This window comes from Microbacterium yannicii PS01, assembly GCF_000304335.1.
GTDB lineage: Bacteria > Actinomycetota > Actinomycetes > Actinomycetales > Microbacteriaceae > Microbacterium > Microbacterium yannicii_A.
On the sequence record NZ_CAJF01000015.1, the window covers coordinates 71,926 to 95,047 of the forward strand.

At 71.7% G+C, this 23,122-nt stretch carries 19 protein-coding genes and 2 pseudogenes; 9 read left to right on the forward strand and 12 right to left on the reverse strand.

Features of this window, described 5'->3' with window-relative positions; all coding sequences use genetic code 11:
• Positions 1–32: 32 nt before the first annotated feature.
• On the forward strand, positions 33–773 hold the full coding sequence (locus WYM_RS10405; RefSeq protein WP_019180774.1) for a FadR/GntR family transcriptional regulator: 741 nt from the start codon (positions 33–35) through the stop codon (positions 771–773).
• Between the two features lie 276 nt (positions 774–1,049).
• Entirely contained in the window at positions 1,050–1,646 is a 597-nt protein-coding gene (locus tag WYM_RS10410; protein ID WP_026059724.1) for a D-arabinono-1,4-lactone oxidase, read from the forward strand.
• 19 nt (positions 1,647–1,665) lie between these two features.
• Here the strand turns inward: WYM_RS10410 and WYM_RS10415 are convergent, their stop codons facing one another.
• On the reverse strand, positions 1,666–3,006 hold the full coding sequence (locus WYM_RS10415) for an MFS transporter (RefSeq protein ID WP_019180775.1): 1,341 nt from the start codon (positions 3,004–3,006) through the stop codon (positions 1,666–1,668).
• Positions 3,007–3,071: 65 nt separating this feature from the next.
• Entirely contained in the window at positions 3,072–3,536 is a 465-nt protein-coding gene (locus WYM_RS10420; protein WP_019180776.1) for a MarR family winged helix-turn-helix transcriptional regulator, read from the reverse strand.
• A gap of 99 nt (positions 3,537–3,635) precedes the next feature.
• Between WYM_RS10420 and WYM_RS10425 the strand changes: the two genes are divergently transcribed.
• The 4 genes from WYM_RS10425 (at position 3,636) to WYM_RS10440 (ending at position 7,788) form a co-directional block, all read left to right on the forward strand.
• Positions 3,636–4,490 carry an alpha/beta fold hydrolase gene (locus WYM_RS10425; protein WP_026059725.1) on the forward strand — a complete coding sequence of 285 codons (855 nt, stop codon included), beginning with the start codon at positions 3,636–3,638 and terminating at the stop codon, positions 4,488–4,490.
• A gap of 63 nt (positions 4,491–4,553) precedes the next feature.
• Positions 4,554–5,603: a lipoate--protein ligase family protein gene (locus WYM_RS10430; protein ID WP_019180778.1), complete on the forward strand. Its 1,050-nt coding sequence runs from the start codon at positions 4,554–4,556 to the stop codon at positions 5,601–5,603.
• 155 nt (positions 5,604–5,758) lie between these two features.
• A complete protein-coding gene (locus WYM_RS10435; RefSeq protein ID WP_051008115.1) occupies positions 5,759–6,721 on the forward strand; it encodes a DNA-methyltransferase in 963 nt (320 codons plus the stop codon).
• A gap of 83 nt (positions 6,722–6,804) precedes the next feature.
• Positions 6,805–7,788 (forward strand): TIGR03560 family F420-dependent LLM class oxidoreductase, encoded by a 984-nt coding sequence (locus WYM_RS10440; RefSeq protein ID WP_019180780.1) that lies wholly within the window; start codon positions 6,805–6,807, stop codon positions 7,786–7,788.
• 15 nt (positions 7,789–7,803) lie between these two features.
• Here WYM_RS10440 and WYM_RS10445 read toward each other — a convergent pair.
• Together WYM_RS10445 and WYM_RS10450 are read right to left on the reverse strand one after the other, a co-directional pair.
• Positions 7,804–9,102, reverse strand: a pseudogene (locus WYM_RS10445) (carboxylesterase family protein); the annotation flags it as partial.
• Between the two features lie 207 nt (positions 9,103–9,309).
• Entirely contained in the window at positions 9,310–9,984 is a 675-nt protein-coding gene (locus WYM_RS10450) for a TetR/AcrR family transcriptional regulator (protein WP_019180782.1), read from the reverse strand.
• A 93-nt stretch (positions 9,985–10,077) separates the two neighbouring features.
• Here WYM_RS10450 and WYM_RS10455 point away from each other — a divergent pair, with 93 nt between their 5' ends.
• On the forward strand, positions 10,078–12,456 hold the full coding sequence (locus WYM_RS10455; RefSeq protein WP_019180783.1) for a glycoside hydrolase family 3 C-terminal domain-containing protein: 2,379 nt from the start codon (positions 10,078–10,080) through the stop codon (positions 12,454–12,456).
• A 69-nt stretch (positions 12,457–12,525) separates the two neighbouring features.
• On the opposite strand, the gene WYM_RS10460 is transcribed toward WYM_RS10455, so the two are convergent.
• The 3 genes from WYM_RS10460 to galT all read right to left on the reverse strand — a co-directional run bounded on the left by WYM_RS10460 (position 12,526) and on the right by galT (position 15,940).
• Positions 12,526–13,368, reverse strand: coding sequence for an alpha/beta fold hydrolase (locus WYM_RS10460; protein ID WP_019180784.1), 843 nt, complete (start codon positions 13,366–13,368; stop codon positions 12,526–12,528).
• 149 nt (positions 13,369–13,517) lie between these two features.
• Complete coding sequence (gene galK, locus WYM_RS10465; RefSeq protein WP_019180785.1) at positions 13,518–14,741, reverse strand: galactokinase; 1,224 nt, start codon at positions 14,739–14,741, stop codon at positions 13,518–13,520.
• Positions 14,738–15,940: a galactose-1-phosphate uridylyltransferase gene (gene galT, locus WYM_RS10470; RefSeq protein WP_040569244.1), complete on the reverse strand. Its 1,203-nt coding sequence runs from the start codon at positions 15,938–15,940 to the stop codon at positions 14,738–14,740. The genes galK and galT overlap by 4 nt, the downstream gene beginning before the upstream one ends.
• A 52-nt stretch (positions 15,941–15,992) precedes the next feature.
• Between galT and WYM_RS10475 the strand changes: the two genes are divergently transcribed.
• Positions 15,993–17,057: a LacI family DNA-binding transcriptional regulator gene (locus tag WYM_RS10475; protein WP_019180787.1), complete on the forward strand. Its 1,065-nt coding sequence runs from the start codon at positions 15,993–15,995 to the stop codon at positions 17,055–17,057.
• A 116-nt stretch (positions 17,058–17,173) separates the two neighbouring features.
• Here WYM_RS10475 and WYM_RS10480 read toward each other — a convergent pair whose 3' ends face one another.
• A complete protein-coding gene (locus WYM_RS10480; RefSeq protein WP_019180788.1) occupies positions 17,174–17,905 on the reverse strand; it encodes a ThuA domain-containing protein in 732 nt (243 codons plus the stop codon).
• Between the two features lie 65 nt (positions 17,906–17,970).
• Between WYM_RS10480 and WYM_RS10485 the strand changes: the two genes are divergently transcribed.
• A complete protein-coding gene (locus tag WYM_RS10485) occupies positions 17,971–19,131 on the forward strand; it encodes a glycerate kinase (RefSeq protein WP_019180789.1) in 1,161 nt (386 codons plus the stop codon).
• A gap of 104 nt (positions 19,132–19,235) precedes the next feature.
• Here the strand turns inward: WYM_RS10485 and WYM_RS10490 are convergent, their stop codons facing one another.
• From WYM_RS10490 to WYM_RS22205, 4 genes and pseudogenes are all read right to left on the reverse strand, one after another.
• A complete protein-coding gene (locus tag WYM_RS10490; RefSeq protein WP_019180790.1) occupies positions 19,236–20,702 on the reverse strand; it encodes an aldehyde dehydrogenase (NADP(+)) in 1,467 nt (488 codons plus the stop codon).
• A gap of 100 nt (positions 20,703–20,802) precedes the next feature.
• On the reverse strand, positions 20,803–21,927 hold the full coding sequence (locus WYM_RS10495; RefSeq protein ID WP_019180791.1) for a mandelate racemase/muconate lactonizing enzyme family protein: 1,125 nt from the start codon (positions 21,925–21,927) through the stop codon (positions 20,803–20,805).
• The gene (locus WYM_RS10500) at positions 21,924–22,823 is read right to left on the reverse strand and encodes a 5-dehydro-4-deoxyglucarate dehydratase (protein WP_019180792.1); all 900 of its coding nucleotides are present in this window, start codon (positions 22,821–22,823) and stop codon (positions 21,924–21,926) included. The genes WYM_RS10495 and WYM_RS10500 overlap by 4 nt, the downstream gene beginning before the upstream one ends.
• Positions 22,820–23,122, reverse strand: a pseudogene (locus tag WYM_RS22205) (NAD-dependent epimerase/dehydratase family protein); the annotation flags it as partial. The pseudogene WYM_RS22205 and the gene WYM_RS10500, both read right to left, overlap by 4 nt.

The following is a 23,122-nucleotide window of genomic DNA, read 5'->3' on the forward strand; positions in this document are numbered from 1 at the left end:
CCAGCACGGCCCGGATGTCGTAAGTTGTTCGCATGCCCGCCTACCCCGACGATCGGTCTGCCGAGATCACCGCTGCGCTCGGCGTGCTCCCGAGCGGCACTCCGGTCTCAGAGGTGGCTCGCCGGCTCATGGACCTGTTCACCGGAGGATCCATCGATCCGGGCACACGCCTTCCGCCGGAGCGCCAGCTCGCCAGCACCCTCGGCGTCGGCCGGTCCGCCGTCCGCGAAGCGCTCGCCGCTCTCGAGATCCTGGGCATCGTCGACGTGCGGCCGGGATCGGGCACCTACCTGCGCGGCACGGCGAGCGAACTGCTGCCGCAGACCCTCCGGTGGGGACTCCTCATCGGCCGGAAGAGCACCACCGAACTGCTCGACCTGCGGTCAGGTCTCGAGATCTACGTCGCGCGCCTCGCCGCGGCCCGTGCCGAGGCATCCGCCCGCTCCGCGCTGGCAGCCTCGCTGGAGCGCATGCGCGCGGACGTCGCCGACCTCAAGGCCTTCGCGCGCGCCGACCTCGACTTCCACAACGCGCTCGCCACGGCTGCCGGCAACGAGACCCTCGTCGACCTCTTGCACGTCGTGCGGTCGCTGCTGCAGGTGTACGCCGATCGCGCCGTGCACGACGAAGACGAGGCGCGCACCGCTGTCGCCGAGCACGACGCGGTGTACCGCGCCGTCGAGGCCGGGGACGAGGATGCCGCGGCCTCGGCGATGGCCGCGCACATGGCGACCGCGTCGCAGCGGCTGGCCGCCGAAGCAGCAGCGCGCTGAAGGAAGCCACATCCGGGCTGGAGCAGCGGTCACCGTGCGCTCGGCCTCGTCCAGCACGAAGTCCGGAGCGAAGCCGGTGACGTCGACGAGCGTTCCCGTCGAGTCCGGGAGGTCGGTGAAGGAGTGCCGCGTGCCGAGCGCCTTGACGCGGCGACCCTCGGCGACAGCTTGTCGGACGTCGTCGACGGTGAGCGCATCGACGATCCGCGGTGCCGTGTACTCGTAGATGCCCGCCCAGTTGCGCGCCATCGCTTCTCCTCCGCCAGCTGAGTCTGGGTGAAGACGTTGCTGAATGACGACACCGATCCGGTGCCCGACACGCTGCTGGACGGCACTCGGACGACGGACGGCGAATCACCGCTCGGCGTAGAAGACAACGTCACCGAGCTCGCGGGCATGCCGGGGCCATGGATGCTGCGGCTGCCGCACTTCCGGCTGGGACGCGGAGCCCTCCTTCGGAGACGAGATCCAGACGGAGTACTTCGTCGATCGCGCCGACGCCACCGCCGCTCTGAACGCCGTGCGGGCCCTGGGCGACAGCATCCGTCCCACCTGATCTGGACCGAGCTGCGCACCGCCGCCGCCGACGAGCTGTGGCTGAGCCCGGCGTATCGGCGTGACGTCGTGATCATCCACTTCACCTGGCACAACCACCCCGACGAGGTCACGGCCCTGGTCGCCCGGATCGAGGCGGCCCTGCAGCCGTTCGGCGCGCGCCCGCACTGGGGCAAGGTGCACGGCTTCGACCGCGCGGCGATGGAGCAGGTGCATCCGCGCCTCGGCGACGCCCGAGCGGTGTTCGAGCGGCTCGACCCCGACGGGCGATTCACGAACGCCCACCTCGAGCGGGTGGGCGTGCGCGAACCTGGCTGACGAGACGGATGCCGCGGCGTCAGCTCGCGCGGCGGTCGGAGGTGCGCTCGTCGACGGGACGGCGGATCGGCGTCGTCTCGGCGATCTGGTCGCTGAACTCCTCGGGCGGGATCACCGCGAGCGGCCGGGTCTCGTCGATCGTCAGGCGGAACCGTCGCTCTTCGTGGCGGTGCAGGCGGCCCGAGACGATGAGCCACGTGGCGCCGATCGCGAAGGCGACGAGAGCGGCGGCGGCGCCGAGCAGGATGGCCGCGCGGGGACCCAGCTCGTCGGCGACCCAGCCCACGATCGGGGCGCCGACCGGGGTGCCGCCCATGAGGATCGCCATGTACAGCGCCAGCACGCGACCGCGCAGCGCGGGGTCGGTGGTGGTCTGCACGTACCCGTTCGCCGTCGTCAGCATCGTCACGACCGCGAAGCCGGTGAACATGAGCGTGGCGGCATATGTCCAGTACGTCGGCATGAAGGCCGACACCGAAGCGGCCACCGCGAAGAGCAGCGTTCCGCCGATGACGACGCGGATCCGCGCTCGATCGCGGCGCGCGGCCATCAGGGCGCCGGCGAGCGAGCCGATCGCGAGGATCGAGCTGAGCAGACCGTAGCCATCGGCCTCCTGGCCGAACTCGATCGCCATCGTCGAGGCGAAGATCGGGAAGTTCATGCCGAAGGCACCCACCAGGAACACCATCGCGAAGGTGACCATGAGGTCGGGGCGACGCGCGACGTAGCGGAAGCCGTCCGCCAGGCGCGATGCGCCGGGCGCCTTGGCGCGAGGGATGAGCTCGTGCGTGCGGATGAGCATAAGCGCGATGATCATCGCGAAGAAGGTCACGCCGTTGACGAGGAACACCCAGCCCGTGCCGACCGCGACGATCACGACGCCGGCCAGCGCCGGGCCGATCATGCGAGCGCCGTTGAACGAGGCGGCGTTCAGAGCCACCGCGTTGGATGCGACCTCGCGCGCGACAAGGTCCGAAACGAACGCCTGCCGCGCGGGATTGTCGAACGCCGCGATGACGCCCAGCGCGAGCGCGAAGGTGTACATGAGCGGGAGAGTCATGACGCCGGTGAGCAGCAGGATGCCGATCACGACGCCGAGGACGAGCAGCAGGCCCTGTGTCACGACGAGCAGTCGCCGGCGCTCGAAGCGATCGGCGACCCAGCCGGTGACGCCGACGAGCAGCAGCGGCGGAGCGAACTGCAGCGCCATGGTGATGCCCATCGCCGCCGCGTCGTTGTCGGTCAGCTCGGTGAGGACGACCCAGCTGAGCGCAGTCGCCTGCATCCAGGCGCCGATGTTCGACACCAGCGCGCCGATGAACCAGACGCGGTAGTTGAAGACCGAGAACGACCGGAACATCGCGGGGGACTGTCGATCGGACGCTCGGCGTGAAGCGGAAGCGGCGCGACGGGGGAGCGAGGGGGTCATCGGCCCGCCATCCGCTCCATGATCGCCGCGGCCGCCGCGAGCGTCTCGCGCTCATCCGGCGCCAGGTCCGCGAGCGCGGCTTCGACCCATGCGTCACGGCGGCGTGCGGTCTCGTCGACGACCGATCGGCCGGACTCGGTGAGCGCGATCACGACCTTGCGGCCGTCGTTCTCGTCTGCCGAGCGCGTGATGTAGCCGGGCTCCTGCAGGCAGTTCACCGTGCGATTCATCGAAGGAGCCGATACCCGCTCCCGGTCGGCGAGCTCGCCGAGGGTGTGGGGGCCGTGGACCCAGAGTGCGGCGAGCACGGCGAACTGCCCGTCGCTCATCGAGTCGACGGCGCGCTGCGTCCGCATGCGCCGCGCGAGGCGGAAGGTGGCGATCCGCAACTGCGAGGCGGCGGCCGCGTGCTCGTGGATGTCGGATTCGGTGGCGTTCGTCAAAGTCTCGTGGCTGCTCATACCGATACTTAGCCTAGCTCATTAGTGTTGCTAAGGAAACGGAATGGTGCGTCCGGACCGGTGGCGGCGGCGCGAATCGTGCGCAATAGACTGGCGCGCATGCCCGAGTTCACCGACGCGCACGGCGTCGCAATCTTCTACGACGTGCATCCGGCGACGACGACCGAGGCCCGGGCGGTGGTGCAGCTCCTCCATGGCGTCGGCGAGCATGCGGGGCGGTACGCGGTGCTGATCGAGGCGCTCACCTCTGCCGGGTACACGGTGTACGCGGCCGATCATCGCGGCCACGGCCGGACGGGCATGCGGCAGTACGGCGGCGACGTCGCGAAGCTCGGGCGCCCGGGTCGGGGCGGGCTGCGGGCGGCGCTCGCGGCCATGTGGCAGTTCACCCAGCAGATCCAGGCCGAGAACCCCGAGGTTCCCGTGGTGCTGATCGGGCATTCGGGTGGCTCGGTGCTCGCCCAGATGCTCATCAACCTGTACCCCGACGGCTACAACGGTGTCGTCCTCACCGGCTCAGCGCTGCGCCTTCCCGGCTGGATCCGCGCGAGCAAGCTCAACAGGCGGTGGAACGCTCCCGACGCGATCGGCACTGAGTGGCTGTCGACCGACCTGGCGGTCGGACGTGCGTTCCTCGATGATCCCCTCACCACCACCGCCGATCCGACGAAGCTGCTGGGAGTGGTCGACTCCCTGCGGATGTACGGTCTGCCGCGTCGCGACCTCGGTCGCGACATCCCCACCCTGCTGATGGTGGGGCGCGACGACCCGGTCGGCGGCCCGCGCAGCGTGCACAAGCTGGCCGAGGCCTACCGTTCGCGCTCGGGTTTCACCGACGTGACGACCCTGGTCTACCCCGGTGCGCGCCACGAGATCTTCAACGAGGTGATGCAGGCCGAGGTCCGCGCCGATCTTCTCGCCTGGCTCGACCGCCGGTTCGCCCCGCGCGACTGACGGTCGACAGCCCATGCGTCTCCGCGCGGGGCCGGGGACGCAAGCGGCCAATAGGCTGAGGGCATGCACGGCGAATACAAGGTGCCCGGCGGAAAGCTCGTCGTCGTCGACCTCGAGGAGCGCGACGGACGCATCGCGGACTTCCATCTCGCGGGTGACTTCTTTCTCGAACCGGACGACGCCCTCGCCGCCATCGACGCCGCCGTCAACGGCCTGCCGATCGAGTCGGATGTCACCGCGATCGCCACCGCCGTGCGGTCGTCGCTTCCCGAGAGTGCGCAGCTGCTCGGCTTCACCCCTGAGGCCGTCGGCACCGCGGTGCGCCGTGCCCTGGTGACGGCTCCCGGATGGCGCGACTTCGACTGGGAGATCGTGCACGAGCGCCCGGTGTCCCCTCGGATGAACCTCGCCCTCGACGAGGTGCTCACCGGTCGCGTCGGCGACGGACGCCGGCGTCCGACCCTGCGCCTGTGGGAATGGGACGAATCGGCCGTCGTGATCGGGTCGTTCCAGTCGCTGCGCAACGAAGTCGATCCCGAGGGCGCCGCCAAGCACGGGTTCGACGTCGTGCGGCGCATCTCGGGCGGTGGCGCGATGCTCATGGCCGCGAACTCGATCGTGACGTACTCGCTCTACGTCCCGGCCTCCCTCGTGCAGGGACTGACGTTCGCGGACTCGTACGCGTTCCTCGACGACTGGGTGCTGCAGGCGCTGCGCGCCCTCGGCATCGAGGCCACCTACCAGCCGCTCAACGACATCGCCTCGCCCCAGGGCAAGATCGGCGGCGCCGCGCAGAAGCGGCTCGCCAACGGGGGAGTTCTCCACCACGCGACCCTGAGCTACGACATGGACGGCCAGATGATGACCGAGGTGCTGCGCATCGGCCGAGAGAAGCTGAGCGACAAGGGAACGACCTCGGCGGCCAAGCGGGTCGACCCGCTGCGCCGCCAGACCGGCTTGCCCCGCGAGGCGATCATCGAGAAGCTCAAAGAGACGTTCGCGAACCTCTACGGGGCGGTGCCGGGAACGATCACCGACGACGAGTACGCCGAGGCCGAAGCGCTCGTCGAGTCGAAGTTCGCCACCGACGCGTGGCTGCGACGGGTGCCGTGACGGATGCCGCGGCCCCGCGCGCCGCGGCCCCGGCCACGGTCCCTGAGCTTGTCGAAGGGTCGGTCGACGAGCCCACAGTCCCGCTCTCTGAGCGCACGGTCCCGGTCCCTGAGCGCACAGCCCCGGTCCCTGAGCTTGTCGAAGGGTCCGTCGAGATCCATCGTGGCGACAACCTCGAGGTGCTGCGCGGCTTCGCCGACGGCTCGTTCACGCTGATCTACCTCGACCCCCCGTTCAACACCGGCCGCCCGCAGGAGCGGACCGTCGAGACGGCGCGGTCGCGGCATCCGTCCCCTGCTTCCGACTCCGCGGCGTCCACAACTCCTGAGAAACGCCACGCGGGGGAGCAGCGATCCCCGGAATCGCGGGCAGCGGCAGTCGCCGATGACGCAGATTTCCGGAGTTACGACCCCACGAGCGCCGCGATGATCCCGGCCGTCGTGAGGCGAGGGTTCCATGGTCGCGAGTACGAGCGCATCCGCGGGGACCTGCGGGCCTACGACGACCGGTTCGACGACTATTGGGGCTTCCTCGAGCCGAGGCTGCTCGAAGCGTGGCGGCTGCTCGCCGACGACGGCACGCTGTACCTGCACCTGGACTACCGCGAGGCGCACTACGCGAAGGTGCTGCTCGACGCGCTCGTGGGGCGCGACCGATTCCTCAACGAGCTGATCTGGGCCTACGACTACGGCGCGAAGACCCGCAAGCGCTGGCCGACCAAGCACGACACGATCCTGGTCTACGTCAAGGATCCGAAGGCGTACTGGTTCGACTCCGATGCCGTCGACCGCGAGCCGTACATGGCGCCAGGACTGGTGACGCCCGAGAAGGCCGAGCGCGGCAAGCTCCCCACCGACGTGTGGTGGCACACCATCGTGCCGACGACAGGACGCGAGAAGACGGGGTACCCGACCCAGAAGCCCGAGGGGGTCCTCCGGCGGATCGTCCAGGCGTCCAGTCGCCCCGGCGATCGTGTGCTCGACGCGTTCGCGGGCAGCGGCACGACGGGCGCGGTCGCGTCGGCGCTCGGCCGGCACGCGGTTCTCGTCGACGACAACCCGGCCGCGATCGCCGTCATGAGCGAGCGGATGCCGCACGCCCGCGTCGTGGGTTCCTGACCCGACCGCGACCCCGACCATCCCCTCACGATGGGGCGGTTCGCGCGGCGTCGGTGCCCCGTCGCGCATCTAGGCTGGGGAATATGCGCTTCGGAACATTCATCCCCCAGGGCTGGCGATTCGACCTCGTGGACATCGATCCCGCGGAGCACTGGGCGGTGATGAACGGCCTCGCGCAGCGCGCGGACGCCGGACCGTGGGAGTCGCTCTGGGTCTACGACCACTTCCACACCACGCCGGTGCACAGCGACGAGGCGACGCACGAGGCCTGGGCGCTGATGGCGGCATTCGCGGCGTCGACCAGCCGCATCCGGCTCGGGCAGATGTGCACGTGCATGGGCTACCGCAACCCGGCGTATCTCGCGAAGGTCGCGGCGACCGTCGACCACGTGTCGGGCGGGCGCACCGAGATGGGCATCGGCGGCGGCTGGTACGAGCACGAGTGGGAGGCGTACGGCTACGGATTCCCTCCGGTGCGCGACCGCCTCGCGATGCTGCGCGAGGGCGTCGAGATCATGCGCCAGGCCTGGACCACCGGCACCGCCACGCTCGATGGCAAGCACTACCAGGTCGACGGTGCCATCGTCCGGCCCCTGCCCGTCCAGGGTGAGATCCCGATGTGGATCGCGGGCGGCGGCGAGAAGGTGACGCTCAAGATCGCGGCGAAGTACGCCGCGTACACGAACTTCACCGGCACCCTCGACGACATCGATCACAAGAGCGAGGTGCTGCGCGGGCACTGCGACGACATCGGCCGCGACTTCGCAGCGATCACCCGCTCGTCGAACTTCAACACGATCGTCGGGGCGACCGAGGCCGAGGCCCACGAGCGGCTCGCCGCCGTCAAGGCGCGGCTGCTGCCGCACCTCGGGCAGGAGCGCGCCGATGCCGCCGAGCGCGAGTACCTCTCGTCGCCGGCGTTCGGCTCGGTCGAGCAGGTGACCGAGCGTCTCGCCGAGCGCGAGCGCCACGGCATCCGCTACGCGATCCACTACTTCCCCGAGGCGGCCTACGACCTCTCGGGCGTCGAGCTGTTCGAGCGCGAGGTCATCTCGGCGCTCGCCTGAGCAGCTTCCGGGGGCTCACCACACGGTGCCGGCGGACACCAGGGCGCGCACGCTCGCGTAGCCGTCCGCGGCGACGTCGGGTCGGGATGCCTCGCCCCCGAAGATGCGCGTCGTTCCGGCCACCTCCGACCACGGCCGCCAGCCCGGCGCGCCCTCCCGGATCAGCGCGACCGCCGCACCGTGCACGGCGTCGGCCAGGCGCTGGGGAGGGGCGTCGCCGGCGATCGTCGTGACGTGCGGCTCGTCCAGGCAGTCGAACCAGAAGGGCACGTCGAGGCAGTGCAGCGCCCACGTGCGGGTGGGCGAGGCCCACGAGAATCGGTACACCCACGTCGGCGCGTCGCCGCGGGCGTCCGCGACCTCGGGAACGGTGGACCGGAACACCACGTCGGTGACGTACCGGCCGAGCAGGGCCGACGTGCCCTTGCGGCGCTGGGCGGGATTGTCGGCGAGGTAGGCGCGCCGACGTGCCCGCGGAACGTCGAGCGTGGCCAGCGCGAGAGCTGCCGGCACGAGGCGCAGCGCGCGAGGCGCCGAGTCGAGCACCATCGTGAACTCGTCGTCGGTCGATCCCAGCACGAGGGGCTTGTCCGCCCCGACGCCGGCGCGGAGTGCGTCGATCGTCGGCTCGGGGAGAAGGTCGCCGTCGACCTCCGGTCCCCACGAGAGGCCGTCGGCCAAGAGCGCATGGACGACCGCCAGCCGGTCCTTCGATACGGGGGTCGCAGCCTTCTCCTGCAGTGCGTGGAGGGTCTCTTCCGAGACCGACGCGAACCCGTCGCGCGTGGGCTCGACGCCGGCGAGGTGCGCCAGCTTGGCCGACAGCGTGCGGGCCCGTTCGCGAGGCACGTTGACGACGGCGCTCGACAGTGCGTACACGGCGTGGAACAGGTGCTGGGCCGCCGGCATCCCGAGCAGGGTCAGGACCGCGCCGCCGCCGGCGGACTGTCCCGCGATGGTCACACGCGCGGGGTCGCCTCCGAATGCGGCGATGTTCTCGCGCACCCATTCGAGCGCGGCCAGCCAGTCGCGCACCCCGCGGTTCGAGGGGGCGCTGTGGATGTGGCCGAATCCGTCGAAGCCCAGCCGGTACGAGATCGTCACGGTGACGACGCCGTCGCGGTTGAACGCACGACCGTCGTACCACGGGCTGGCCGGCGAGCCCGAGATGAAGCCGCCGCCGTGGATCCACACCAGCACGGGCAGGGTGGCGTCGGGGTCGCCCGGCGCGGGCGTGAAGAGGTTCACGTTGAGCGTCGCCTCGCCGGGCACGCTGGGTTCGGGAATGAGCGTGATGCCGGGGTCGCCGCGCTGCGCGGTCGGGCCGAACTCGAGCGCGTCCCGGACGCCGTCCCACGGATCGGGCGGTACGGCGCCTCGTACCGAGGTCGCCGACGGGCGCCTTCGCGAACGGGATGCCGAGGAACGCCGCCGAGCCGCTCCGCGTTCCGGGTTCCCCGCGCCAGACCCCGCGGACCTCGCCGGGCCCGATCGAGACGACGGGTCCCTCGCCCTGTCGGGTCATTCGGCGTCCTCCTGCTCCTGATTCTCGGCCCCGCCCGTTGCGGAATCGGGTATCGGCTCTGCATGCGGGCCCGCCAGCAGCCCGAATAGCGCATCGACCATGCCCGCCATGTCGACCTCGGGCTCCAGCATCCACTGCACCTGCAGTCCGTCCGCGACGGCCTGGAAGATCCGCGCGAGCGTCTCGGGCTCGATCCGGTCGGTCAGCTCGCCGGCGTTCTGCTGGCGCCCGATCGCGTCGGCGAACACCGAGCGCAGGGCTTCGCCGCGCTCGACGAAGAACCCGTGGGCAGGATGCTGGGGGTCGGCGGCGTCGACCGAGAGCCGGGCGAACAGCTGCACCAGGCCGGGGACCTCGGCGTTGTGCCGGATCACGCCGAGGTAGCCGGCGCGGATGTCGGCGGCAGCTGTCGGCCGAGCGAGGTCGAGTCCGAAGGCGACGGTGTCGAGCTCGTCGCGCCTGCGGAGGATCTCGGCGAAGAGCTCCTCCTTGGTGCCGAAGTAATGCAGCAGTCCCGCCTGACTCAGCCCCACGGCATCGGCCAGTTCCTTCACCGATGCACCGCGGAATCCCTCGCGCGCGATGACGTCGAGCGCGGTCTGAAGGATCTCCTCGCGCTTCGCGACGCCCTTCGCGTAGGAACCCCGTCGAACCTGCCGGCTCTCTGCCATAGGAGAAGTAAACCCGAACGGCGCTTGATTTCTCAAAACCTAGTGACATAAGGTTTTCGACAGCAGCTCATTGCCGAGCAGGAAAGGAACCCGATGACCATCCCCGATGTCATGGAACTCACCCTCGATGAGAAGGCGTCGCTGACCAGCGGTGCGAGCTTCTGGTACACCAAGCCGGTGGAGCGCGTGGGCGTTCCGGCGATCATGGTGACCGACGGACCCCACGGCCTGCGCAAGCAGCGCGAGGGCGGCGACCACCTCGGCATCGGCGACAGCGTGCCGGCCACCTGTTTTCCGCCCGCGGTGGGTCTCGGCTCGTCGTGGGACGTCGACCTCGTGCACCGCGTCGGCGAGGCGCTCGGCACCGAGACCGCGATCGAGAACGTCGCGGTGCTGCTCGGGCCCGGCATCAACATCAAGCGCTCGCCGCTGTGCGGCCGCAACTTCGAGTATTTCTCCGAGGACCCGATCGTCTCGGGCGCGCTCGGCGCGGCCATCGTGAAGGGCATCCAGTCGAAGGGCGTGGGCACCTCGCTCAAGCACTTCGCCGCGAACAACCAGGAGAACGACCGCATGCGGTCGAGCTCGGACGTCGACCCGCGGCCGCTGCGCGAGATCTACCTGCGCGGCTTCCAGCGCGTCGTCGAGGACGCCCAGCCCTGGACCGTCATGTGCGCGTACAACCGCATCAACGGCGTGTACGCCTCGGAGGACCCGTGGCTGCTCACGCGGGTGCTGCGCGACGAATGGGGCTTCAAGGGTCTCGTGATGTCGGACTGGGGCGCGGTCAACGAGCGCGTGCCGGGCCTCGCCGCCGGCATGGACCTCGAGATGCCGTCATCGGGCGGCGTGACCGACGCGCAGATCGTCGCGGCCGTGCAGGACGGCTCGCTCGACGAGTCGGTGCTGGATGTCGCCGCCGGGCGCGTGCTCGACCTCGTGGGCAAGGCTCAGGCCGGGGCGGGGAGCATCGCAGGCCCGCTCGACGTGGACGCCCATCACGCCCTTGCGCGCGAAGCCGCCGGGCGCTCGATCGTGCTCCTCAAGAACGACGCCCCTGACTCGGTCGCCGCCCTTCGACAGGCTCAGGGACCGGTACAGGCTCAGGGACCGGTCGAGGCTCAGGGGCCGGTCGAGGCTCAGGGGCCGGTCGAGGCTCAGGGACCGGTCCTCCCGCTCGCGAAGGAGGCGAACGTCGCCGTGATCGGCGAGTTCGCCGAGAAGCCGCGCTTCCAGGGCGCGGGGTCGTCGATGATCAGCCCGACGCGCGTCGACACGGCGCTCGACGAGATCCGGGCGCTTTCGACCGGCGAGGTCACGTACGCCCGGGGCTTCAGCAACGCGCTCGAGGTCTCGCCCGAAGAGTCGACGGCGCTGCGCGACGAGGCGGTGGCTGCGGCATCCGGCGCCGATGTCGTCGTGGTCTTCCTGGGCCTGCCGGCACGACTGGAGTCCGAGGGGTACGACCGCGACGACATCGACCTGCCCGTCGAGCAGCTCGCGCTGCTCGACGCCGTGCTGGCGGTCAACCCGAACGCGGTGGTCGTGCTCTCGAACGGCGGCGTCGTGGCGCTGCCCTTCGCCGACCGCGTGCCGGCGATCCTCGAAGGGTGGCTGCTGGGACAGGCCGGGGGCGGAGCGATCGCCGACGTCCTGTTCGGCGACGTCAATCCCTCGGCGAAGCTCACCGAGACGATCCCGCTGCGGCTGGAGGACAGCCCGGCCTTCCTCGACTTCCCGGGCGAGTTCTCGCACGTGCGCTACGGCGAGGGCCTGTTCGTCGGGTATCGCTGGTACGACGCGCGTCGCCTCGAGGTCGCGTTCCCGTTCGGGCACGGCCTGTCGTACACGACGTTCTCGTACGGGGATGCCGCCGCCTCCGTCCGCGAGGACGGCGACATCGAGGTGCGGGTCGCGGTCACGAACACCGGTGACCGCGCGGGCCGCGAGGTCGTGCAGGTCTACACGTCGCTTCCGGGCGGTGCAGTGCAGCGGCCGGATCGGGAGCTGAAGGCGTTCGCATCGGTCCAGCTCGAGGCCGGCGAGACCCGCGAGGTCGTCGTGCCGGTGCGGCGGAAGGATCTCGCGTACTGGGACGTCCGGGCCGACCGCTGGGTCGTCGAAGGCGGCGAGTACGTCGTCGAGGTCGCGGCGTCGAGTCGCGACATCCGCTCCCGTGTCACCGTCGAGGTCGCGGGCGACGAGTTCGCCCTGCCGCTGTCGCGGACGTCGTCGCTCGGCGAGGTCATGCGCCACCCGGTGGCCGGGCCCGTGGTGCAGGCCGCCATCGCGCAGATGATGGGCGGCATGGAGGGTGCCGCGGCGATCATGCCCGAGGGCGTCGACTTCACCAAGATGATGGAGTCGTTCCCGATCGGCCGGGTCGGCATGTTCGCCGGCGGCGAGGGCGGCGGCGTGTCGCCCGAGATGATCGACGGGCTCATCGCGATGGGCAACGCCGGCCGGCAATGAGACGCCGAAAGGGTGGGTTCTCACCGCTGTGCGCGGCGCAAACCCACCCTTTCGCGTGATGGCGGCGGGTCAGGCGCGAAGGAAGGCGAGCAGCGCCTCGTTCACCTCGTCGGCGTGCGTCCACAGCAGGCCGTGCGGCGCACCCTCGAGCTCGACGTACGTCGCGCCGGGAAGCAGCTCCTTGAACCGGCGCGCGGTCGCGTCGATCGGGAGGATGTTGTCGGCGGTGCCGTGCAGGATCAGGGCGGGCACGTCCACCGCCGGTATGTCGGCGCGGAAGTCGGTCGGCCAGGTCGCCGGCGCGGCGGCGATCGCCGTGTTGCCGGCGAGGTTCGCCACCTGCGCGCTCGCCTCGACGGCCTCGGGCGAGATGCGGGTGCCGAGGTTCTCGTCGAGGTTGTAGAAGTCCTTGAGGAACCCGGCGATGAAGGCGTAGCGGTCGTCGCGCACCGACTGCCCGATGCCGTCGAAGAACTCCTGCGGTCCAGCGCCGTCGGGGTTGTCGTCTGTCTTCAGCAGGAACGGCTCGAGTGAGCCGAGGAATGCGGCCCTGGCGACGCGCGCACTGCCGTAGCGGGAGAGGTAGCGGGCGACCTCACCGGTGCCCATCGAGAACCCGACGAGCACGGCGTCGCGCAGGTCGAGGTCTTCCATGAGGGCGTGCAGGTCGGCGGCGAACGTGTCGTAGTCGTAGCCCGACCCGGCCTTGGTCGAGGCGCCGAAGCCGCGACGGTCGTACGCGATCACGCGATAGCCCTCGGCCAGGAGCGCCGCCTGCTGCTTGCCCCACGACTCGCCGTTCAGCGGAAAGCCGTGGATCAGCACGACCGGCTGGGCCCCCGACGGTCCCTGGTCGGTGTAGTAGAGGTCGACGTCGACCGAGTTCTCGGTCCCGACGGTGATGTACGCCACAGTGGCTCCTTCCGGGCGGCGGACGGATGCCCCGGCCCGTGATCGACGGTATGCCGCGGCATCCTCTTCCCGCCACCATTCGCCCATGGGCGTGTCGAGCGTTCACACCCCGTTCAGCGTCACCCGGAGAAGATGTCGGCTGCGAGGGGTCAGTCGCGGGCGGCGCCGGAGGAGGGAACGACGGTGAAGATGGTCGGGGCGGCGAACCCGGATGCCGCGAACGCGGCGGTGGCGGCATCCCTCACCTGATCGACCCGGTCGTGGGCGACGAGCGCGATCGCCGCTCCGCCGAAGCCGCCGCCGGTCATGCGCGCGCCGACGGCGCCCGCCGACAGGGCCGCCTCGACGGCGGTGTCGAGCTCGGGGACCGAGATCTCGAAGTCGTCTCGCATCGACGCGTGAGAGGCGACGAGCAGGTCGCCGATCGCCGTCGGACCCGACTCTCGGAGGGTCCGTACGGTGTCGAGCACCCGCTGGTTCTCGGTGACGACGTGCCGCACCCGCCGGAAGGTCACGTCATCGACGAGGGTGGCGAGGCGGTCGAGATCGCCGAGCGAGACGTCACGCAGCGCCGGTACTCCCAGGGCCGCGGCCCCGCGCTCGCAGGCGGCGCGGCGCTCGCCGTAGCCGCCGGTGGAGTGCGCGTGCGTGACGCCGGTGTCGATGACGACCAGCTCGAGGCCTGCCGCCTCGAATCCGAGGTCGACCACCTCCGTATCGAGCGAACGGCAGTCCAGGAAGATGGCGGCGTCGGCGCGGCCGAGGAGCGCGGCCATCTGATCCATGATGCCGGTCGGCGCCCCGACGGCCTCGTTCTCGGCGACGCGGCCGGCCCGGGCGAGAGCGACTCGGTCGAGGGAGACGGCCCACGCGTCGGCGAGTGCGACGGCGGTGGCGCCCTCGATCGCGGCAGAGGATGACAGGCCGGCACCCACCGGTACGTTCGAGGCGAACGCCAGGTCGATGCCCGTCACGTCGGACGCATTCGTGCCGGATGCCGCGAGCAGCGCCCACGCGACGCCCAGCGGGTAGCGGGCCCATTCGGGAACCTCGTCGCGGCGGTCTGGAAACAAGACGTCGAGCTCATCGAGGGCGACCTCGACACTGGCGTCATCGAACGTCGAGGCGACGCGGATACGGGCGACGCCGTCCGCACGCGGGGTGAGGGCCACGTGCGTGCGCTGCTGGATGGCGAAGGGGAGCACGAAGCCGTCGTTGTAGTCGGTGTGCTCGCCGATGAGGTTCACGCGGCCGGGGGCCGACCAAGTGCCGATGGGCTCGACGCCGAAGCGCTCGCGGAGCAGGGCGCGCGCTTCTTCGGCGGTGGGGGAAGGAGTCGATGGCGGCGCATCGGCGCCACGGGTCTCGGTCACGGGGTCTCCTCGGGAACGGATGCGACGGCGGCGCGCAGCAGCGCGGCCGAGGTCTCGGGCGGGACGTCGCCGATCCAGGCGCCCATGGCGGCCTCGGATCCGGCGAGGAACTTGAGCTTGTCGGCGGCGCGGCGCGGCGACGTGAGCTGGAGGTGCAGGCGCACCGTGTCGCGGCCGCGGTGCACCGGAGCCTGGTGCCACGCCGCGATGTAGGGCGTGGCCGTGTCGTACAGCGCATCGACTCCGCGCAGCAGGCGCAGGTAGAGCGGCGCGAGCTCGTCGCGCTCGGCCTGGGTCGTGGCAGCGAGGTCGGGCACATGGCGGTGGGGCAGCAAGTGCACTTCGAGCGGCCACCGCGCGGCGAACGGCACGAACGCCGTCCAGTACTCGCCCTCGAGGATCACGCGCTCGCCCGCCCGCTCGAACTCGAGGATGCGCTCGAAGAGGTCGGGGCCCTCACGGTCGATCGATGCCAGGAGGGTCGTGGTGCGCGGCGTGATGTACGGATACGCGTAGATCTGGCCGTGCGGATGGGGGAGCGTCACGCCGATCGCCTCGCCGCGGTTCTCGAACGGGAACACCTGCTCCACGCCGGGCAACGCCGACAGCGCGGCCGTGCGGTCGGCCCACGCCTCGATCACCGTGCGGGCGCGCGTGGACGTCAGCGTGCCGAACGAGCCGGAGTGCTCGGGACTGAAGCACACGACCTCGCAGCGGCCGACCGACGTGCGCGTGCGGCCGAGGCCTGGAGCGCTCAGGTCGTCGAGGTCGCGAGGGGCATCGTCGCCGGCGGGCGCGCCGCCCTGCGCGGCCGTCAGGGCCGGGCCGAACGAGGGCGACTTGTTCTCGAACACGGCGACGTCGTAGCGCGAGGGGATCTCGGAGGGGTTCGACGGCGTCTGCGGCGCGAGCGGGTCGAGGTGGGCGGGCGGGAGGAACGCGCGATTCTGTCGTGCCGCGGCCACCGAGATCCAGTCGCCGGTCAAGACGTCGCGCCGCATGGTGGCCGTCGGCGGCCGGGGAGCCGGCTCCCGCGCGTCGAGGGCGCGATCGGGACCGAGTGTGGTGTCGGGATCGTCGTAGTAGATGAGCTCGCGCCCGTCGGCGAGGCGGGTGGGCCGCTTGACCACGCCGGCGCCCAGCGTCTCGGCGGGACCTTGTACCGCCGCAGGGGCCGGTCCTGGATCTGGCGTGTTCACGTCAACACGGTACAGCGCCGCTGTGTTATCGTCAACACGAACGGAGGTCGACATGAACGAGCGTCGCGTGTCGATGGCCGATGTCGCCGTCCGCGCCGGCGTCTCGGGCCAGACCGTGTCGCGCGTCGTCAACGCCAGCCCGCGGGTCGATCCCGAGACGCGCGCCCGGGTGGAGTCCGCGATGAGCGAGCTCGGCTACCGGCCGCATCGTGCCGCCCGAGCGCTCCGCACCGGCCGCACCCAGACGATCGGGCTCGTGGTGTCGACGCTCGCCACGGTGGGCAACTCCCTCATGCTCCAGACGGTGGCGGATGCCGCGTCCGCCCGCGGCTACGCGCTGACGGTCGTGACACTCGACCGCGGCGGTGCTGGAGCCGCGTTCGAGCGACTGAACGAGCAGGGCGTCGACGGCGTCATCGTGCTCAACGAGGCGACGGCGCTGGCGCTCGAGGCCCCCGCGCCGCGGGGTCTGTCGATAGTGGTCGTCGATGCGCCGCCCGATGCAGTGGGCGCGTCGCAGGGCGGCGACCGCCGACGCCACGCATCCAAGACGTCGGATCACGCCGGCGCCCGTCGTGGAGTGGTGCAGTCCGACCATGCCGGCGGCGCGCGCGCCGCGGTCGAGCACCTGCTCGAGCTCGGGCATCGCACCGTCCACCACCTCGCCGGACCCGCCGAGTCGTTCGCGGCGGCGGAGCGCGAACGCGGCTGGCGCGACGCGCTCGCCGACGCCGGGCTCGACGCGCCCGGACCGGCGCGCGGCGACTGGACCGCGGCATCCGGTCATCGCGCGGGCGTGATTCTCGCCGCGCACCCCGACATCACCGCCGTGTTCGCTGCGAACGACCAGATGGCGCTGGGGGCGATGCGGGCCCTGACCGACGCCGGCCGGGACGTACCGGGCGCGGTGAGCGTGGTGGGTTTCGACGACATCGCCGACGCCGCGGACTATCGCCCGCCGCTCACGACGGTGCGCCAGGAGTTCGGCCGCCTCGGAGAGCTCGCCGTCGCGACCCTCGTCACCGGCATCGAGGACGGCGGCGCCGGCTTCGAGCTCGTCCCGACGTCGCTGGTCGTGCGGGCGAGCACCGCCGCCCGCGCTGATCCGCTGGGTTGAGGGCGTCCGCGCTGGTTCTCGTTGCCCGGAACAGGTGATCCGGCGTAGGAAGGCCGCTAAAGCCCGGAACGACCTGTGTGCGCCAGAGCAGGTGCTCTCGTGGCGGTGAGAGTCGATCAGGCGTCGATGCGGGCGGCCCAGCGCGCCCCGCGGGTGAGCACGGCCCGCAGTTCCTCGGATTCGTAGGCGCGGGCATCATGGCCGAGTGCGCTGACGAGGGCGCGCACCGGAGCCGTACCGGGCGATGTCTCTCTAACCCACACCACGGGGTGAGCGACGCCGTCGAGGTCGTGCACGGCGAGCACGGTGGCCCCGTCGTCGACGACCAGGTCGGTGTAGCGCTCGTCGAAGACCGTGAAGTCCGCGCGAGCGATGCCGTGCGCGTCGTCGACGACACGCACCGCGGCATCGTCGATCTCGGGATGCCACGACCGCCCCGCTTCCCATTCGCCGCCGATCGCGCGGCGGAAGGCCGGATAGTCGCGCAGGCTCGACAGGGCGCTGTGCGTCGCGATCACACCGATGCCGCGCCCGAACGCGGCAGTGAGGCCGGCTTCGGCATCCGGATCCGCGCCACGCGCGGCTTCGCCGTTGCGCCATGGGTCTCCGGCGTTGACGACGAGCAGCGCGGCGCCGTCGAGCGCGGCGAGGGCCTCATCGGGATTCTCGACGACGTCGACCTGCCAGTCGTCGGCGCGCAGCAGCTCGGCGATCGCGGCGGACGTCTCGGGATACGGATGCCACGGATCGGCGTACCTGCCGGTTCCGCAGGCGATCACGGCCCGGGGACGTCGGGCCTCGCGGGCGATGCCGGCGCTGGTGCCGGCATCGGGCTGTTCGGCATCCATCGCTACCATGGTCAGCAGGATAACGCTTTCCCTCGGGATCGCCGCGCGCAGAGGAGAATGTCGTCATGGTGCACACTGTCGTGATCGCCCCCGACTCGTTCAAAGGCACCATCGGCGCGGCCGCGGCGGCCCAGGCGCTCGCCGACGGATGGCGGCGCGTGCGTCCGGACGATGTTCTGCGGCTGCTCCCGATGGCCGACGGCGGCGAGGGAACGGTCGAGGCCTTCGCGACGGCGGTTCCCGGAGCCCGGCGCATCGCGGTCAGCGTGACGGGTCCCGAGGGGACGCCGGTCGATGCCTCGTGGGTCCTCCTACCTCCGACGGCGGCCGCGCCCGCCGGCACCGGCGTCGTCGAACTCGCCGGAACGAGCGGCATCGAGCTTCTGGGTGAGCCGCCCCGGCTGCGCGCGCACGACGCGCACACGCGCGGATTCGGTGAGGCGATCGCGGCCGCCCTCGCGCACGGGGTCTCGCGCCTCGTGCTGGGCATCGGGTCGAGCGCGTCCACCGACGGCGGCACGGGCATGCTCACCGCGCTCGGCGCGAGATTCACGGATGCCGCGGGCCACCCGATCCCGGACGGCGGGCGTGGTCTCGGCTCGATCGCGGGCGTCGATCTGTCCGGGCTCGCGCCGCTGCCGCCGGGTGGCGTGACCGTGCTGTCGGACGTGACGAATCCGCTCCTCGGCCCGAGCGGAGCGGCCGCGGTCTTCGGCCCCCAGAAGGGCGCGACTCTCAGCGAGATCGCCGAACTCGACGCCGGGCTCGCGCGACTCGCGGCCCTGGTCGATGCCGACCGCGAGGCTCCGGGCGCGGGCGCGGCGGGCGGCACCGGCTTCGGCCTGCTCGCATGGGGAGCGGAGCTGGTGCCCGGGTCGGGGGCGGTCGCCGAGCTGGTGGGTCTGCGCGAGGCGATCGCCGAGGTATCCGCAATCCCCGCCGGCGACATCGACGGCCCGAGATCGGCCGTCGTGCTGACGGGTGAGGGCTCGTACGACGGTCAGTCCGCCGCGGGCAAAGTGCCCGCCCATGTGGCCGCGGTGGCGGCGGGGGCCGGCGTTCCGGCGATGCTCGTCGCCGGCCGCATCGCGCCCGACGCCGACACATCGGCGTTCGCGGCGACGGCGTCGCTGACCGACCTCGCCGGCTCACCGCAGGCTTCGATGGCGGCTCCCGCGCGCTGGCTGACCGAGGCCGGCGCCGCCCTCGCCCGCACCCTGACCTGAGCCCTGTCGCCGAACCACCCCTTCTCGCCGAGGCCATTCCAGGTTGGTCGTGCCAACACGTGTGGCTTCGGCGAGAAGGCCTGATTTCGACGCAGAGAGACGGGCTAGGGGAGCTGCAGCACGCCGTTGCGGCGGTGGGGGAGCCGTGAGAGGGCGGGGTCGCGCAGCACCTCGGGCAGCAGCGCCTCGGGGGCGTCCTGGTAGGTGACCGGGCGCAGGAACCGGCGGATCGCGGTCGCGCCGACCGAGGTGTGCAGCGACGTCGTCGCCGGCCACGGTCCTCCGTGGTGCTGCGACCACGTCACGGCGACGCCCGTCGGCCACCCGGCGAACAGTACGCGCCCGGCCCGGCGCTCGAGCAGGGCGAGCACCGACGCGACGTCGTCGCCGGGCTCCGAGTGCAGTGTCGCGGTCAGCGACCCCGGCACCACCTCGAGCGCCGCCTGCAGCTCCTCCGCCGACCCGTAGCGCACGAGCAGCGTGACCGGTCCGAAGCACTCCTCGAGGAGCGTCGACGGGCGTGCGGCGACGGACGCGGCATCCGTCGACAGGACCACCGGCTGAGCGGCGCCGGCTTCGGCCGGAAGGCCGTGCGCGACCACGTTCACCGAGGGGTCGGCTTCGAGGTGCTCGATTCCCGACGGGAAGGCCTCGGTGATGCGGTCGGTGAGCAGCGGTCCGCCGCCCACACCGGTCGCGAAGCCCGCGACGAGCTCTTCGAAGCCGGCGCCCTCGGGCACGAACACCACGCCCGGCTTCGTGCAGAACTGCCCGACGCCGAGCGTGAACGAGCCGACGAGCCCCTGCGCCAGGGCCTCGCCGCGGGTGGCGACGGCGGCGGCCGTGATCACGACCGGGTTCAGCGAGCCGAGCTCGCCGTAGAAGGGGATCGGGTCGGGGCGGCCAGTCGCGAGGTCGAACAGCGCCCGGCCGCCGCCCAGTGAGCCGGTGAAGCCGGCGGCCTGGATGACGGGATGCTGCACGAGGGCGTTTCCGGCCTCGCGCCCTTCGACCAGGGCGAGCGAGCCTTCCGGAGCCCCGGCGTCGGCCAGCGCCGCGGCGACGATCGCGGCGGTCCGCTCCGACAGCCGCGGGTGCCCCGAGTGCGCCTTCACGATCACCGGGTTGCCCGCCGCGAGGGCCGAGGCGGTGTCGCCGCCGGCCACCGAGAACGCGAACGGGAAGTTCGAGGCGGAGAACACCGCGACCGGGCCGACGCCGGTCAGCGTGCGCCGCAGCTCGGGGCGCGGCGGCGTGGCCGATGGGTCGGCGTCGTCGACGGTGAGCTCGAGGTACGAGCCCTCCTCGACGACCGTCGCGAAGAGGCGCAGCTGGCCGGTGGTGCGAGCGACCTCACCGCGCAGGCGGGTCTCGCCGAGCCGTGTCTCGTCGTCGGCGATCGCGACGAGCTCGTCGATGTGCGCATCGAGCGCGTCGGCGGCCGCGCGCAGCCACGACGCCCGGGTGGCGGCATCCGCTCCCCGCCACACGGGTGCGGCGGCGGCCGCCGCCTGCGCCAGGGCGTCGAGCTCTTCGGCGGTCGTCGTGGTGGTCTGCGTCGTGGAGGTCATCGGGGGTCCTTTCGTCGCGGCATCCGCTCGTCTGTCGCGGTCTGCGGGTCGAACCCGCAGCCGGCGGCGGAGGCTCCGGGGTGAACGGGTGCGGAGGTGGTCATGAGAATCGGATGCCGAGGCCGGCGTGCGGCACCTCGGTCAGGGTTCCGTCGGCGATGCGCACCGGCGACGGGTCGGCGAGAGCTCCCAGTGCGCCGAAGCCGGCGTCTTCGACGTCCTCGGCCATCGGCTCGGGAACGCCCTCGACCGCCGGGAGCGTGAGGGCGAGCTGGCCCGAGAGCTCGGGCAGCAGATGCGGGTGCACGGCGGCGCCGTACTCGACGGCGATGGCGGCGATGCCGAGGAACGGCGTGATGCCGCCGACCCGCACGATGTTGGGCTGCACGATCTGGGCGGCGCCGCTGCGCAGGAAGTCGTCGAAGCGGAAGACGTTGTGCAGGTTCTCGCCGACCGCGATCGGGATGCCGCTCGCCGTCTTCAGGCGCCGCGAGAGCTCGGTGTGGCCGTACAGGTCGTCGGCGCGAAGCGGCTCTTCGATCCACGCCGGCGCCACGGCCGCGAGCACCTCCAGCGACTGCGTGGCGCGGTCGAGCTCCCAGCGCTGGTTGGCGTCGATCATGAGCGCGCGATCGGGGCCCAGCACCTCGCGCACCGCCTTCAGGCGATCGAGGTCTTCGGCGACGTCGGGCTTGCCCACCTTGACCTTCACCGCATCGAACCCCGCGTCGACCCAGCGCCGCACCTGAGCCACGAGCTCGTCCTCGCTGTAGTGCAGGTTCACACCGCTGCCGTAGGCGCGGACGCGGTCGCGCCGGGCGCCGAGGAAGCCCGCCAGCGAGGTGCTCTGGGCACGGATCGCGGCATCCCACAGGGCGAGATTCAGACCCGCCATCGCGATGGTCGTCACCCCGCCCCCGCCGGCTTCGTGCAAGTGCTGCCAGAGCGCCTGCCATTCCGAGCCGGGGTCGGCGGGTCGGCCGAGCGCGAACCTCGTGATGTCGTTCGCGAGCAGGGCGTGCACGGCCTCGGCGCCGATCTGCGGCGTCCACGAGAAGCCCCAGCCCTCGGCGCCGTCCGAGCGCACCACGTGCGTCGCGATCACACCGACCGATGTCACGTCGGCCGCCCACGGCCGCGTCAACGGCACGCGGAGCAGCCGCGCGTCGAATCCGGCGATGGTGGGCCCGCCGACGAAGAGTGGGGCGGCCTCGGCGAGGGTCACAGCAGCGCCCGTCCCGCCTCCAGGATCTCGCCGAGCCGGGCCTCCTGCGCGGGCGTCGGGTCGACGAGGGGTGCCCGCACCGAGCCGACCGGCAGACCGCCGAGACGCAGCCCCGTCTTGATGAGGGAGACCCCGAATCCGGGGGTCTCGTCGCGCAGCGCCACGAGCGGTGAGTAGAAGCCGTCGAGCAGGGCGTTGCGACGCGCCTCGTCGCCGTCGACGTACGCGCGGTAGTACGCGTTCGCCACCTGGGGGATCATCGCGAACGCCGCCGACGAGTACAGCGGGATGCCGATGCCCCGGTAGGCGCCCTGCGTCAGCTCGGCGGTGAGCAGTCCGTTGAAGAACGCGAAGTCCTCGCGCCCCTCTTCGGCGACCGCCCGCACGATCTGCTGCGCGAGTCCGACATCGCCGACGCCGTCCTTGAATCCGACGACCTTCGGGTTGCGCGCGAGGCGCCGCACCGAGTCGACGGAGTACTGCGCGGTGCCGCGGTGATAGATCACGACGGGAAGATCGGATGCCGCGGCCACCGCCTCGACGTAGGCGACGAGCCCCGCCTGCGGCCCGCCCACCAGGTACGGCGGCAGCACGAGCAGGGCGTCGGCTCCGGCATCCGCTGCCGCCCGCGCCAGCGCGGTCGCGTGACCGAGCGGACCGCCGGTTCCGGCCACGACCGGCACGCGCCCGGCGACCGTCTCGGTGGCCAGCTGCACCACGCGCGCGACCTCGTCGGTCGACAGGGCGTGGAACTCTCCGGTGCCGCAGGCGGGGAAGACTCCGCCGGGCGAGTGCTCCAAAGTCGTCGCGACGTGCGTGCGGAGCAGGTCCTCGTCGATGCGGCCGTCGGCGTCGAACGGCGTGACGGGGAAGAAGAGGATGCCGTCGAAGTTCACGCCAGCACGTCCTTTCGGGTGGTGGTGTCGAGCGGGTCGGGGTCGATGACGGCGAGCGGGTCGGCGGGCTGACCAGGAACAGCGGGGTCCGCTCCGCCGGGCTCGCCAAGCTCGCCGCGCCATGTGTGCGCCGGCTTCCAGCCGAGCACGCGGCGGGCCTTGGCGTTCGAGAACGCCGGAGCGGTGCCGGTCAACTCGGCCGCCAGCTGCTCGGACCCGGGAACGAACCTCGGCAGCAGGTCGGCGAGCGGCTGCCGGGCGAGCGCGTCGTCGGCGCCGACGAAGAAGACCTCTGCATT